We start from the raw sequence: 14,820 nt of genomic DNA, 5'->3' as shown, positions 1-14,820 counted from the left end.
AGAAAACTCCTACCATATTTTTAAAAATAATTGATAAATGCTGTAACAGAAAAAGCCAAATCAGCACCAATAGTTATCAATATCAACTATTTACAATATGTATTATGAGTATAAGAAGTCATGAAATCGATTACCATATTTATGGTGAAGAAATGCAATATGTAGAGATCGAACTCGATCCACAAGAAGCTGTAGTTGCCGAAGCTGGAAGTTTTATGATGATGGAAAGTGGGATAGAAATGGATACCATTTTCGGAGACGGCTCCAATCAAGAAAAAGGGATATTAGGAAAGATATTTTCGGCAGGAAAGAGAGTGCTAACTGGAGAAAGTCTGTTTATGACCGCTTATTTGAATCAAGATGGCGGTAAACGTAAAGTTAGTTTTGCATCGCCTTATCCTGGGAAAATCATCCCAATTGACTTAACTGAATTTGGCGGAAAGTTTATTTGCCAAAAAGATGCGTTTTTGTGTGCTGCTAAAGGCGTAAATGTCGGTATCGAGTTTTCGAAAAAGCTAGGAAGAGGTTTATTTGGTGGCGAAGGTTTTATAATGCAAAAGCTAGAAGGAGATGGTATGGCTTTTGTTCACGCCGGTGGTACCACTGCTAAAAAAGAACTGCTAGCTGGTGAGGTTTTAAAGATTGATACTGGCTGCCTTATTGGCTTTACTAAAGATGTAGACTACGATATAGAATACATTAAGGGTATAAAGAATAAGATTTTTGGAGGTGAAGGTGTTTTTTATGCTAGGCTCGAAGGGCCTGGTACAGCCTATATTCAATCATTACCGTTTAGCAGATTAGCAGGCCGTATTTTATCCTCATTACCTAAAGGAGGCAATAGTAAAGGCGAAGGCAGTATTCTTGGAGGATTGGGTGATTTACTGGATGGGGATAATAGATTCTAGTTCTGGTTTAGTGTTTTGATTTTCACGTTTTCAGTTCAATGAATTGAAAAGAAGTCATTCTTAATAATTAACGATGTTTAATGTCTATGAGAAAAAAGTTTTCTTACAGAATGCCATTTTCTATATCCAATATTGGGAAGAGACAATTTCGGATGGGGGTTTTTGCGGGTCTTATTGCTACTATCGCATTGGCTTTTGGGTTTTCTTACACGAGAGAGACATTAAGAGTTGTGATTACCTCAATGGGCGACTTGTTAATTGATGAACCTTTTGTAGAGAGGTTTTATGAGTATTTTTTTGCTTGTTTATCGATCTTACTCGGTTTTTTAATTGCTATATGGATATGGCTTTTAGATACTAACCAAAACCGATGCAATAGGCGAAGAAAGCGATATTTCAAAACGATCGGCTACTTTATTTTTTGGATGACTATATGGGGAGTTTTTAGAATGGGGACTAATGTTTTTATTTACTTTTCTTCGGGTCATGGATTTTTTCATGATAGCCTTAAGGTGGGCAATCACGGTCCGTTACTTTATTATCTAATCGTACTATTTCTTTTTCTTTTCAACTTTAGTCTTTTAAATTCAGTTTATAAATCGCGAAATTTCCTTTTAGTTTATATTCCTCTTTTGCTAATTGGTACGCCTTTATTGGCAAAAGCTATTCATATAGATAAATCGACTGTACATAGCATACATTATGCAGATAATAAAAGGAATTTTGATTTTATAAAATTGACACTAGACGAGGCAGAACAAGATCATAAAATAACATATAATCGTCTTACGGAACGGTTGCTACATCAAAAATACCATGATGGTTTGGTTCCTTTAATTGATGAGGTAATAGAATCTTTTAATAGTAAAAAGGAAGTTTCATTAGATACGATTATTCTGGCAAAAATAATTGTACATAATAGGTATAGACATCTAAGAGGTTCCGATTTTTTTAAGCATTACCAAACCAGATGGTGGTCGCCACATCCATACGCTGTCAGATATCAATTATATAATTATGGAGCATCGAGTAAAAAAAAGGAGGAATTATTCAAACTATTTTCTCAATTTATAACGGTTGCAAACGAGTGTAATGTTTATGTGAAAAATGAAGAGTTACTTTACTATAGAACAGAACCTTATAGAGCCTTTTGGATATCTGAGAATCAATACCAATTCATTACGGAAATAAGAGAAGAATTATTAAGCGAGGAAAAGTTTGAAGAATATCACTATTTGCTGCCTGAATTGAAGGAGTTAAAACTATACTCAAGACCGCATTAGAACTTATTCTATTGCTCTTCTGTTTTTTTGAAAGTTTAATCCAACCGCTTCACATATCCCAAGCTCAACTCGCTAAAATCGGCTTGTCCTAGGTTGGCATTTAAATGTGCTGATAAATAAACATTGTGTTTCGGATTCTTTTTTGTGTTGATTAAATAAGCCGTAAGCCCCATACGACTCATTACCGTTCTTTTAATTTCGTAATACCAATCTAATTCACCGAGTCGATGAAAAGAGCTTTGGTAGATTCCTTCACCTTCATTAATCAACCAATCTACCTGGTAAAAAGGTTTATGAATGTTTAATCCCAATTGAAGATCAGCTCCTATATGGCCTAAAAGTAAGCCAGCACCAGCAAAAAGACCATAATTTGAAGCATTTAAGCCTGGCTTTTCTTTGAAGAAGGCAAATCGTTCAGCAACTAGTTCATCATCACTTTTAATAAAGTCATGGTATTGTTTATAAAAGCGATAGTAAGCGCCAAACTCGAATTTAAACGTATTGTTTTTTACAAATCCATAACTCGCTGCAAATGCATATACCGGTTTTTGGTCATTGGCAACGAGCGTGCTAAATGTATTGATGCCCAACCCTGTTCTAACCGATATAAATTGATATTTTGAAGAGAGTGGAGTTGGTGTGTCTTGCTGAATATCTTGCTGCTTCGAATTTCCATAAAAATCGGATGTAACACTGACTAAAAATGAATTCAATCCTTGATTAGGAAGTCGCGTATGCCCATTAGAGTGATGAAAATATCCAATGGCAGTTTTTAGATGCATATTGTTGGTCCGATATAATTGGTAGGACAAGGATGTCCGGTATGCCCAATTGATATTGGTGGAGATTGCCTTATTGAAAAAATTAGTATCAGTATCAAATTTCTTATTGATATATGAAAATCCGAATCCGGCGTTTAGCCAAAGCTTTTTGTTTTCCCGCCCTTTGTTGAAAATCGGAATTTCGAAGTAAGGCATAAGTGCAAATGCACTTCCTATTAGCTCATTGTTGCCTAAATTTTGATATGAGAGGGAGAGCCCGCTAGAAGCACCACCAAGCCAATATGACCACTCAGCTCGATTTAGCCCTTGATAGGTGCCAATAGAAAGAGACCCGCCAATTTGAAGATTTCTATCAGGAAATCCTTCATTGGCCTCGGATGTAAAACCTGAGAAAAGCTCAACGGTAAATTTATTTTTAGTTGAATTATCCTGTTGTCCAAGTACTAGTTGAAATGAAAATAGAAATAGAACGACAAGTGTTTTTGACATAAAGTGCAGGTAACAGCGTATAAAGTGGTTTATTTGTTTCTTTTCCGAATACGCTCTTTGTCATAAGGAAACTTACGTGTTGCTTTGCGCATCATTTTTTCCATAATGGCAGTAGTGTTTTTTCCGCTTTTTCTGGTAATTGTTTGTTCGTAGCGCCATATGAGTCTTCCAGTATCTCCATCGCTCGTTTTGATGATGATTTTACCGAAATCAGATTTTCCTGATAAAAAGGCCAATAGGTCAAACGACTCATCAATACCTTCTGAAATGAGGGCGCTTAAAATAAGTCTGCCACTTACAATGCCATCGACATCTAATATTTTGCAAAGCTCTTTCGGGCTATAGATATCCAGATTCTTATAATCCACACCATTTTTTGATAGCGTTCTATTCGTCTCCTTCACATCTTGAAAGTCAACAACAAAGGCTTTACGTCTATTATTTCTACTTAAAAAGTAAGCTTCTAATGCATTTTGAGCTTCATAACCTTCTTGCTCTTCTAATTTTTCTAGTTGATCGGCATTAATATCTTCATCTAAATTCAATGAAGTCAAAAAAGGAATGATTGCAATTTTTTGATGATTTTCAGTAAGTTCATCAAAATCGGGGCTCTCATAAGAGTTTTTTCCCTGACCAACGCTAACCGAAGACCAAAGAATAAAACAACAAACCATGCTTAAAAGTCTATTCATAACTAAAATTGCATTCCGATTTTGACATTAAAGACACGTTGGGTCATAAAATTTGGTATTGCAAATTGCTGACGTGTAAACGAATTTCGAACCCAAGTGTTGGTAATTGAATTTGTTACATCAAAAATATTGAATATTTCGAAGCCAACATTCAATTCTTTAAAGGCATGTAGCCAATGTCCTTTATTAAACTGTTTATTTGCATCGGCCAATACATAGCTTACCCCTAAATCTGCACGTTTATAATCACGCAGACGATTCTGAAATAAGTACGGGTCGGCATAACTGGGGCTCCCACCCGGTAATCCCGTATTATATACCATATTCAAATACATTTTTAAGTCGGGTAATCGCGGTACGTAATCCTGAAAAAGCACGGCAAACTTTAAACGCTGATCAGTCGGTCGCGAAATGAATCCGCGATCATCGATGTTTTCTTCTGTTTTAAGATACCCAAAACTAACCCAGCTTTCGGTACCAGGAACGAATTCACCATTTAACCGCAAATCAAGTCCGTAAGCAAATGCCTCTGCATTATTCCTCGCGCGATAACGAATGCGCACATTTTCTAAAGTGTACGGATTCACATCGGTTAAATGTTTGTAGTATGCTTCTGAAGTCAATTTAAAATTGCGATCCCAGATTTTAAAACTATAATCGTTTCCTAGTACAAGATGAATAGATTGTTGTGCTTTCACATCTGGTTGAACGGCACCCAGCGAATCTCTAAGTTCTCGATAAAAAGGCGGTTGATGGTAGACGCCAGCCGCAAAACGAAACAACATATCTTTTTCCCAATTTGGCTTGATGGCGATCTGCCCGCGTGGACTAACAACTTGTTGAGAAGTACTTTCGATACCATCTCCTGAAATGTTCCAGAAATGTGTACGTACACCTACATTCCACCACAGGTCATTTTTGCCTAGCGTTGTTTGTCTACTGAATTGAGTATAAGCTGAAAATCGATTTGTACGAACATTGTTACGTGCCTGTACATTCTGAAATGGCTCAAGAGGTCCTGTAAAGGGTGTATAAGGCTCATCATTACCAAAACCCGGTAGGGGAGGACGGATAGAAAAGCCAGCAGAGTCGATAACTTCCCATTCAATAACATTATCTCGAATATCTTCTAAGGTGTGTTTTACGCCCCAATCCAGTCGATTTTTTCCTTTTTCCCAACTGCCTTTGTGCTCTGTATTAATTATTAAAGCATCGAGATCGTTTCGGGCATGATTTAACTGTGAACCGATTGCTTCAGCACCAGTTATATCACCAAAATCTTCCGATCCGATATCGGTATTAGGCTGACCTACACTATAACGTGCAAAAATGTCAAAATACTCTTGTTCTGTTGTATGATAAACTGAACTGATAAGCTTTAAAGTAATCTCATCGTTTAAAAAGTAGTTGGCTTTAATTGCGCCAAATGCTGTTTGATAGCGGTCTTGTTCATTGCCTTGATAATTAACTCTTACGGCGATGGGTTCATTAATGGTTCCGAAATTAACACGTCGAGTTAAAGGTTCATAGTTATAATCATTAATGGAAATGTTCCCCAAGAAATTTAAATGAAACTTATTGGTAAACTTATAAGTGAAATAGCCTTGAAAATCAGCAAAAGCCGGTTTAAAATTACTTTCGGTCTGTGTACTATTTACTAAAAGACTATTATCTCGATATCGAATTCCGGCAATAGCAGCGAACCGATTGTTTGGAGATACTGTTTGAATAGCCGCACTACCACCTAGCAAACTCGCATTAATTCTAGCAGAAAAGTCAACCGGCACTTGATAGGTAATGTCTAAAACCGAAGACAATTTATCGCCGTATTTTGACTGAAATCCCCCTGCGGAGAAATTGACGTTTTGCACCAAATCACTATTGACAAAACTGAGCCCTTCCTGTTGACCCGATCGAATCAAGAATGGTCGATATACTTCAATTTCATTTACATAGACTAGGTTCTCATCGTAGTTGCCACCTCGAACCGAGAATTGTGTGCTGAGTTCGTTATTGGAATTAACCCCTGGTAAGGATTTTAATATATTTTCAACTCCAGGATTAGCTCCTGGTATTTTTCTAATTTCTTTAGGACTTATAGTGGTTATCCCACTTATATTATCTCGAGTCTTAGCAGTAATGACGACCTCGCTTATCTGTTCCACTTTAGTAAGCATAACAATATTTAGCTCGATTTCTTCACCTGTTTTTAGGTTGATGATGGTCTCTACATCCTTTTGACCAATATGGGTAAAACGAACAACTATATCTTTATTAGATGGGATTTTAAAAGTATAAAAACCATTTTCATTAGTTGTTTCACCGCCAGATTCAAAACTAATATTGACATTAGCTAAAGGGGCGTTTTCTTCATTTAAGACTAGACCGCGAACGGTGGCTGTTTGCGCAGAAGCAACACAGCAGAAAAGAAAAAGAAACAGCCGGAATAAATGCAATGTAGGATTTATTTTTTACGATAAAACGTGCTCTCAAATGTAGTGTTATTTCCGACATTGTCTGTTACTACGATCTTTAATTTGTGTTTTGCTTTTTTGGTAGTAGCTAATGTTATATCATTAAAGTTAAAACTTAGCATTGACTTTTTTGGTTCGTACTCAAACAACACCCATTGTCCGTCGATGGTACCTTTGTAACTTTTAATACCACTAACATCATCGCCTATTTTTACTTTTAAGTATTTAAAATTGGTTAGCCATTGCTCATCTTTAAAATTATCGGCCAAAATGGTCGGTGGTACAGTATCTTTTGCCAAAAAGTACTTACCAAGTGTTTTTGTGCGTGTTCTAAAGGTATTTTCTTCTTTTACAGTGCCGTGATAAATAGGAATTCCACTTTTACTTAAGCTCGCAATAAAAAGTTGTTCTCTTTCTTCCTTTGGAATATCTTTTACATCAAATAATACACTGAAATTTTTGTGTACAGCCTCTATTGGCGTATGTAAAGTAGTGGTGTCATTTTCCGATTTAAAATCAAGATAGAAATCCTTATAAAAGGTGTTTTTAGAAAAATTGATTGTTACCGAACTATCCTTAAAAATATTTCGCTCGTTAGCTTTAATTCGATACGGTGTTTTTCGAATGGTATCTGCAATTAAAATCGGCTGTTTTCTTCCGGTAACAGGAATGTAAATGGTAGTGGTATTGTCTTTAATATCCTTGATCTTGATTTTAATATTGTAGGTAGAACTATCTTTTACATTAATGATACCATTGTCGATGGCTTTGTTATAAATACTCAATTCATTTGCCGGAGTTTTAAACAAGCGTTGAATACGTTCTTTATGCAATTTATAGCGCGTATAATCTATCAGGGTGTTAATAAATCGAGTTTCGCCAAATGAAAATGTTTCAAAATCGTAATTAAAATAAGGGATCCCGTTTACTAAGGTTTCAACTTTGTAGATTCCATTATTGTTATATGCTAGATTTTGTCGATCGACCGTATTTACACCAAATCCAATTTTACCATGGGCAAAAATGCGTTCTGCTACAAAAGTCCCCTCGCTACTTTCTCTTAAATTAAGTTGAATGGGTTTATTTGACTGATTTACTTGAGAAGTCTCATTTAACGAATAGGCAAATACACTTTTAACAACAGGACGTTTATCATCTTCAACATCAATCCCAAAGAATAATGGATTAATAGGATTAGAATTTCCTGTTTTCCTTATTTCAAAATGAAGATGAGGGCCTGAACTACCACCCGTATTTCCGCTATATGCTATAATATCACCTTTTTTCAAGTTCAATGCTCCTTTTTCAGGATATGTCTGGATAGTGTAGCTTTTTTTAGCGTATTGTTTCTTTTTAATATAAGCTTCGATTTCAGGAGAGAACTTTTGAAGATGTGCATAGACAGAGGTATAACCATTAGGATGTGTCACATACAATGCCTTACCAAACCCCCAATGCGATATTTTAATTCGCGAAATATAACCCGGCCCAATAGATTTTACAGCTAGACCTTCGCGCTGCTGAGTTTTAATATCGACTCCGGAATGGAAATGATCCGAACGTAATTCGCCAAAGGTTCCTGCGAGTACGGTAGGAATATCAAGAGGAGCTCTAAAAACATCCTTAGGATATTTTTTTTGACCAAAAGCCGCAGCAGAAAATAAAAGTATGAGCAAGTATAATGTAAATCGCATATAAATAAGTTGGCCAAATGGCTTTAAAATATTCGTACTATTTAAAGGTTAGGTTGGAGTTAGGCTAAAATATCATTTTGAATGCGGTTGGTAAAGTTTTTGAAATCAAAAACTAAGCCACTTTTTAACCAAGAAATTAACAATGAATATTAAAGACGTCAAACTTTTTCACCAAAACAGTTGGTCGTATTCGCCTAGTATGTTAACTTTGTTTAAGTAGCATAGACTATTATAGCCAATGAATGACATATCGCAAATTGTTGATTCTTTAGAAAATAGAATTAGTAAACTACTTCATAAATATGAGGTTTTAAAGAAGGCTAATGCTAAGTTGACAAAGGATTTAATCGTTTCGGAAAATAAAACATCTGAATTGCAATTGGCGATTGATGATTGGGAAGAGAAGTACCAATCTTTGAAAATGGCAAATTCTATGCTCGGCGGTGAGACCGAAAAAAGAGAAGCTAAGCTGAAAATAAATACGCTAATTCGGGAAATTGACGAATGCATTGTTCAACTTTCTGAATAATTAAAATTAATGAGCAATAAGCTTAAGATCAAATTGTCAATTGCTGATAGGGTATATCCTTTAACGATAGATCCCAACCAAGAAGAGGGCTTGCGTAAAGCGGCCAAAAGCATTGAAGCAATGATCAAACGCTTTGAAGAAAGCTATGCAGTTCGCGATAAGCAGGATGTATTGGCCATGGCGGCCTTACAATTTGCATCGCAAGTAGAGCAAAAATCAATTACCACTGAAACTGAGAATACAGAGGTAAATGAACGTTTAAAAGCTCTCAATACATTATTGCAACAGCATCTTAGCTAGATACGTTCTTTACATATGATATTAGGTTACCGCCTACACTGATACTATTTTTTGGTAAACTCAACGTTATAACTTTTGAAAAGGGTGAGTTTAAGTTGTAAAAGCGCGCCGTTCCCTAGGGATTACGGATTCTTGAGCAACTTGTTAGCCCTAAACTTGTTTTTAGGAGTTTATTCAAAACGCATGTCAGTGTAGGCTTTTTTGTACCCTTTTTTTGGGTATGTATAAAAGTTTTAAGTCGGCTTATAGTCGATAGGTGAGTGTTGATACACATAGGTGTAGCACAAATTAAATAGCGATCGTAAAGGGTTGCTTGATAAATATAATGTGGATATGGATAATACGATATTACTTGCAATAGTTGCCGCAGTAGTTGGGTTAATAATAGGGTTTGTAATTGCAAAAAGCCTTGAAAAAGGAAAGGGATCAAAAATGATCAGCAATGCAAAAAAAGAAGCGTCGACTATCTTAAAGGCTGCTAAAGTCGAAGGAGATGGAATTAAAAAAGACAAAATACTTCAAGCCAAAGAAAAGTTTATTGAGTTAAAGGCCGAGCATGAAAAGGTTATTGTTTCTCGTGATAAGAAAATGGCCGAAGCTGAAAAACGCATTCGTGATAAGGAATCTCAAATTTCAAATGAGCTTTCAAAAGGGAAAAAATTAAATTCTTCCTTAGAAGAAAAGAAGAAAGACTACGACTATCGAATAGATTATCTTCAAAAGAAGCAATCAGAGGTTGATAAGCTTCATAAAAGTCAGGTAAATCAGCTTGAAGTTATTTCTAGCCTGTCTGCTGAAGAGGCAAAGGAGCAATTAATTGAGGCAGTAAAAGCGGAGGCCAAAAGTGATGCGATGGCGTACATTCAAGATCGACTCGAAGAGGCAAAGCTTACTGCGCAACAAGAAGCTAAGAAAGTAATTATAAACAGTATTCAACGAATTGGAACAGAAGAAGCAATTGAGAATTGTGTATCTGTTTTTAATTTGGAATCTGATGAGGTAAAAGGTCGAATTATCGGTCGAGAAGGTCGAAATATTCGTGCTATCGAAAGCGCCACTGGTGTGGAAATAATTGTTGACGATACACCTGAAGCGATTATTCTTTCATGCTTTGATTCGGTTAGAAGAGAAATTGCACGTTTGTCATTGCATAAATTAGTGACCGACGGTAGAATTCATCCGGCACGTGTAGAAGAAGTTGTTCGTAAGACTACCAAGCAAATTGAGGAAGAAATTATTGAAGTAGGTAAGCGTACAGTTATCGATCTTGGTATTCATGGTTTGCACCCTGAATTAATTAAAGCAGTAGGTCGAATGAAATATCGTTCGTCTTACGGTCAAAACTTATTACAACACTCGCGTGAGGTTGCTAAATTATCTGGTGTGATGGCAGCGGAGTTAGGATTGAACCCTAAGTTGGCAAAAAGAGCTGGACTATTACATGATATAGGGAAGGTACCAGAAACGGAAACAGAATTACCACATGCAATTTTAGGGATGCAGTTGGCAGAGAAACACGGCGAAAAACCAGATGTGTGTAATGCAATTGGTGCTCACCATGATGAAATAGAAATGACTAGCTTGATATCACCTATTGTACAGGTCTGTGATGCTATTTCAGGCGCACGTCCCGGTGCAAGACGTCAGGTATTAGACAGCTACATTCAACGTCTTAAAGACTTAGAGGATGTCGCTTTCGGTTTTACAGGTGTTAAAAAAGCCTATGCTATTCAAGCGGGTAGAGAACTTCGTGTTATTGTTGAAAGTGAAAAAGTTAATGACGATCAGGCTTCCGAATTATCGTTCAATATATCTCAAAAAATACAGACCGATATGACCTATCCTGGTCAGGTAAAAGTTACGGTAATTCGCGAAACAAGAGCTGTAAACATTGCGAAATAATCAGAGATAAAAATAAAATAGAAAGTCCGCATTTTGCGGACTTTCTTCGTTTTAGGGGGAGCTGTTACTAATAGGGCAGTAACAATCGATTAATATTGTTTAGTTGTCTTGCAGCTAACTAAAATTGTATTTTTCTATTTCGTTGGTTAGATCACTCATGTAGCCGAACCAAATTCCACAATTAGGATTATATGATTCCGGAATGGCACTGATTTTTAGCCAAATTGTTTTTTTAGTTGTTGAGCTTACCACTCGAAAAGTGTGTGTAAATGTTTTTCCGCTTTTATAACAATCAAATACATTATACATTAAGGCCTGATAATCTTCAGGATGAATTCTGGATAGTGCCAAGCTAGCATTTTCTTTGAAGTTATCTGCTGGTACTTCGAATATGTCATCAAAACCCTTACTAACAAATGGGAACCTTGTTATTCCGGAGTTACATATTTCAAATTGGAATACCACTCCAGGAATTTTCTCAACGATTTTTTCTAAAGAAATCTTTTCATCAATCATAGGACATTTTTTTAAATTTTTGACAATTCAGTGATTGTACTCATGTTAAAAAATGCCCCTTTTGAATCTGAAATACCGTTTAAATACTTAAATACACGACAAAGGTACTATAATATTATGCGTGCACAATAATTGAAGTGCTTTGTACTATTTTTTTGAAGAATAATACCGAGATAGCACATTTTTGGCTAAATCTTGTAGGAAATTTATGCATTTAATAGCCTGTTTTTCAGTATGCTGAATGTGACTCCTGATTAGTAGAGATAGTTATATATGCTTAACTACGACTTTTTAAAAGGGACTTTTTTGAAATAGGTAAGACTTCTCCATAACCATTCTAACGGTCCGTATTGAAAATGCTTTAGCCAGAAATTGCTAAATGCTATTTGGATTGCGATAATCCCCAGTCCAATCAAAAAGGTATATATATTTCTCAATTCGCCGAGATAGCCAAGACCCCATCCGTATAAAATGAAGGTGCCTATAACACTTTGAAGAAAGTAATTAGATAGTGCCATCCGTCCATAGGATGTGAAGATTGAAAAGAATCGTTGCCCCTTGGTCTTTAGGAAAAGTAAGCAGAAGGCAGACAGCAGAATTAAAGTAAGTAGGATATTAAAAATATCGAATACCGTTAAGCCAGCCATAGCTGCCCAAGATTCCATATCCGGCTGTTGTTGCTGTTCGCTTGGTGAGGAGTAAAATACCACCACAATTACGGCAACTATTGCGATTATTGATACCAGCCCAATACTAAGTCTTATTAAAAATCGTCTTAATTGTTTTTTAAATGCTGCCAGATCATTAAATAAGCCAATTTTACCAGCTAATAAGCCAAGAAGGAAAAACCCAAAAGTTAGATAACCTCGCCCGAAAATCCCGAGTTGAAAATCCATTTTCATTAATTGACCTTCGGTTGCATTAGATTTAAAGACATCTAATATGCTGCCATTTTTTAAGGTTTGAAAGTAAGTGGCTGCAGCAGGATTATCAGGACTTAAGTCAAAATCGCTAAAAAGACTGTCAGAGCCAAAAAGACCATATATGATAAATCTAAAAAAACCTGCAAATATGATTAGTGAAATAATCAAAATCCACTTATTAGCTAATTTGTAAAATGGTATAAGTAAAACTCCAAACAGTGCATAAATAGTAAGAATATCGCCGCGATAAAAAAGGTGATGAGCGTATCCTATTATAAATAAAACGACTAGTCGCCATAAAAAGCGACCGCTAAAACTGCTATTCTTTTTAGCAGCATTATCCATTTGTATGAAAAAACTAAGCCCAAATAGAAATGAGAACAGAGCAAAGAACTTTCCTATGAAAAAGAAACCTAAAATACCGGATACTACCTGATCAATAGCACCTTGATTTGTTCCTTCCATACTTTCAGGAGGTACTAATCCACCGACATAGTTTTCTACCATATGAACCAAAACAATTCCTGCAAGAGCAAAGCCTCTTAATGCATCTATCGATTGTATTCTTTTGGTAGTGGTCATATTTACAGCAATTTATAAACTATTGCTTGATATGGCAATAATAAAAACTCTTTGTAGGTCTTATCATCTTTAATCCGATCATTTGAGACAATTAATTTTGCAGCGTTGTAGTTAATGTCCGATGGTAGTGTATAAATTACACTGTCAGTAGAAAAATTCAAGAGTATTAAAAAGCAATCATCTTCTAATGAGCGGGTGTACGCATATACTTGCTCGTTTGTTTCATCAATAAGTTTGTATTCGCCATAAATAAGAGCTTCGTTTGATTTTCTTATCGCGCACATTTTTCTAAAATAATTCAGCACAGAATACTTATCATCTTCTTGTGCTTTGACCGTAACCCCACTTTTGTAATTTTGATTAACGCTTATCCATGGTTTGGTAGTCGAAAAGCCTGCAAACGTAGATTCATCCCATTGCATTGGTGTACGAGCATTATCTCGTGCGGCATCCTTTTCATTTTCTATAAAGGCATCAAAATCCTTTCCTTGATTTTGTAGTTGTTTATATTTATTAATAGTATTTATATCACGATATTCTTCAATACTATTAAAGCGAATGTTCGTCATTCCTATTTCGTCACCATAATAAAAATATGGGGTGCCTCGCATGGTTAAAAGAAAAGTCTGGAGTAGCGTAGCGCTATTTCTCCAAAATTCCGGATCGTCATTCCCCCAGCGACTTACACTTCTAGGAAAATCGTGATTGCTTAAGAACATGCTTCCCCAGCCTTTATTAGCAAATGCTTTATCCCATTTTGTATGAATTTTTTTGAATTCGGATAACTTCCAGCCATCCTTATTCATAGTAAATAATTCGTCTGGATCACGATCTAAGGTCATTAGGTCGAAATGAAAGAACATATTAAGCTCTTTCCTATCTTCATCAACGAAATCTAGAGCGTGATCAACTGCAATTCCAGGTGCTTCACCAACAGTCATTACATCATATTGTGATAGTACCCTATCGTTCATTTCCCTTAAATAGTTATGCAACTTAGGACCGTTTGCATAAAATGCAACGAAATCTTCCGGTTGGGCATCGGCTGGCAATTCTGGATAGCTCGTGTCTTTTGATATAAATGGAATAACATCCATTCTAAAACCGTCAATACCCTTTTCAAACCAAAAAGCCATCATTTTATAAATCTCACTTCTGAGTTTAGGGTTTTCCCATTTTAGATCGGGTTGTTTTTGTGAAAAGTAATGTAAATAGTAAGAATCGGTTTGTTCATCATATTTCCAGGCATCACTGTTTACATCAAAATAACTCCATCGTTTAGGTGGTGTTCCTTTTTCAGCAGGCCACCAATGATAATAATCTCGGTACTCATTGTCTCGAGACGACTTTGATTGTTGGAACCACTCGTGCTCATCACTACTATGGTTTACAACAAGGTCCATAATCAGTTTTAAACCACGATTATGCATACCATAAAGCAGTTCATCAAAATCGGCCATTGTACCAAATTCGGACATGATATTTTGATAATCGCTTATATCATAACCATTATCATCATTAGGTGATTTGTATATGGGGTTTAACCAAATAATATCAACCCCTATACTTTTTATATAGTCTAGTTTTTCAATAATACCGCGTAAATCGCCAATGCCATTTCCACTGGTGTCGTTAAAACTTCTGGGGTATATTTGATAAACGATCCCTTCTTTCCACCATTTTTTTTCGGCAGCCATACGTTAATGCAATGATTTGTATTAAAAATACAATAAGCTTTAGTATAGA

The 14,820-nt window shown here is 35.9% G+C and carries 12 protein-coding genes and 1 other RNA gene; 6 read left to right on the top strand and 7 right to left on the bottom strand.

The features are described from left to right. The first annotated feature begins 110 nt into the window (after positions 1–110). The gene (locus GWK10_RS00725) at positions 111–908 is read left to right on the top strand and encodes a TIGR00266 family protein (protein ID WP_164029534.1); all 798 of its coding nucleotides are present in this window, start codon (positions 111–113) and stop codon (positions 906–908) included. Between the two features lie 86 nt (positions 909–994). Then, positions 995–2,191: a hypothetical protein gene (locus GWK10_RS00720; RefSeq protein ID WP_164028985.1), complete on the top strand. Its 1,197-nt coding sequence runs from the start codon at positions 995–997 to the stop codon at positions 2,189–2,191. A gap of 35 nt (positions 2,192–2,226) precedes the next feature. Here the strand turns inward: GWK10_RS00720 and GWK10_RS00715 are convergent, their stop codons facing one another. The 4 genes from GWK10_RS00715 to GWK10_RS00700 are packed head-to-tail and all read right to left on the bottom strand — an operon-like array spanning position 2,227 to position 8,322. After that, positions 2,227–3,462, bottom strand: a complete 1,236-nt coding sequence (locus GWK10_RS00715; protein ID WP_164028984.1) for an acyloxyacyl hydrolase — start codon at positions 3,460–3,462, stop codon at positions 2,227–2,229. A 29-nt stretch (positions 3,463–3,491) separates the two neighbouring features. Continuing rightward, entirely contained in the window at positions 3,492–4,154 is a 663-nt protein-coding gene (locus GWK10_RS00710) for a hypothetical protein (RefSeq protein ID WP_164028983.1), read from the bottom strand. A 2-nt stretch (positions 4,155–4,156) separates the two neighbouring features. After that, on the bottom strand, positions 4,157–6,610 hold the full coding sequence (locus tag GWK10_RS00705; protein WP_164028982.1) for a TonB-dependent receptor: 2,454 nt from the start codon (positions 6,608–6,610) through the stop codon (positions 4,157–4,159). Between the two features lie 8 nt (positions 6,611–6,618). After that, positions 6,619–8,322 (bottom strand): M23 family metallopeptidase, encoded by a 1,704-nt coding sequence (locus tag GWK10_RS00700; protein WP_164028981.1) that lies wholly within the window; start codon positions 8,320–8,322, stop codon positions 6,619–6,621. Between the two features lie 238 nt (positions 8,323–8,560). Here GWK10_RS00700 and GWK10_RS00695 point away from each other — a divergent pair, with 238 nt between their 5' ends. The 4 genes from GWK10_RS00695 to rny all read left to right on the top strand — a co-directional run bounded on the left by GWK10_RS00695 (position 8,561) and on the right by rny (position 11,053). Beyond that, a complete protein-coding gene (locus tag GWK10_RS00695; protein WP_164028980.1) occupies positions 8,561–8,851 on the top strand; it encodes a hypothetical protein in 291 nt (96 codons plus the stop codon). A gap of 9 nt (positions 8,852–8,860) precedes the next feature. Next, positions 8,861–9,151 (top strand): cell division protein ZapA, encoded by a 291-nt coding sequence (locus GWK10_RS00690; RefSeq protein ID WP_164028979.1) that lies wholly within the window; start codon positions 8,861–8,863, stop codon positions 9,149–9,151. Positions 9,152–9,209: 58 nt separating this feature from the next. Further along, a non-coding RNA gene (gene ssrS / locus GWK10_RS00685) (6S RNA) lies at positions 9,210–9,323 on the top strand. A gap of 161 nt (positions 9,324–9,484) precedes the next feature. Next, the gene (rny, locus tag GWK10_RS00680) at positions 9,485–11,053 is read left to right on the top strand and encodes a ribonuclease Y (RefSeq protein WP_164028978.1); all 1,569 of its coding nucleotides are present in this window, start codon (positions 9,485–9,487) and stop codon (positions 11,051–11,053) included. Positions 11,054–11,167: 114 nt separating this feature from the next. On the opposite strand, the gene GWK10_RS00675 is transcribed toward rny, so the two are convergent. The 3 genes from GWK10_RS00675 to GWK10_RS00665 form a co-directional block, all read right to left on the bottom strand. Next, the gene (locus GWK10_RS00675; RefSeq protein WP_164028977.1) at positions 11,168–11,569 is read right to left on the bottom strand and encodes a PAS domain-containing protein; all 402 of its coding nucleotides are present in this window, start codon (positions 11,567–11,569) and stop codon (positions 11,168–11,170) included. A gap of 281 nt (positions 11,570–11,850) precedes the next feature. After that, a complete protein-coding gene (locus tag GWK10_RS00670; RefSeq protein ID WP_164028976.1) occupies positions 11,851–13,074 on the bottom strand; it encodes a DUF418 domain-containing protein in 1,224 nt (407 codons plus the stop codon). Between the two features lie 2 nt (positions 13,075–13,076). Further along, the gene (locus GWK10_RS00665; protein ID WP_164028975.1) at positions 13,077–14,771 is read right to left on the bottom strand and encodes a glycoside hydrolase family 13 protein; all 1,695 of its coding nucleotides are present in this window, start codon (positions 14,769–14,771) and stop codon (positions 13,077–13,079) included. Positions 14,772–14,820 lie beyond the last annotated feature (49 nt).

This window comes from Spongiivirga citrea (assembly GCF_010671565.1).
Taxonomy (GTDB): Bacteria; Bacteroidota; Bacteroidia; order Flavobacteriales; family Flavobacteriaceae; genus Spongiivirga; species Spongiivirga citrea.
This window is presented reverse-complemented; position numbering and strand designations above follow the sequence as displayed.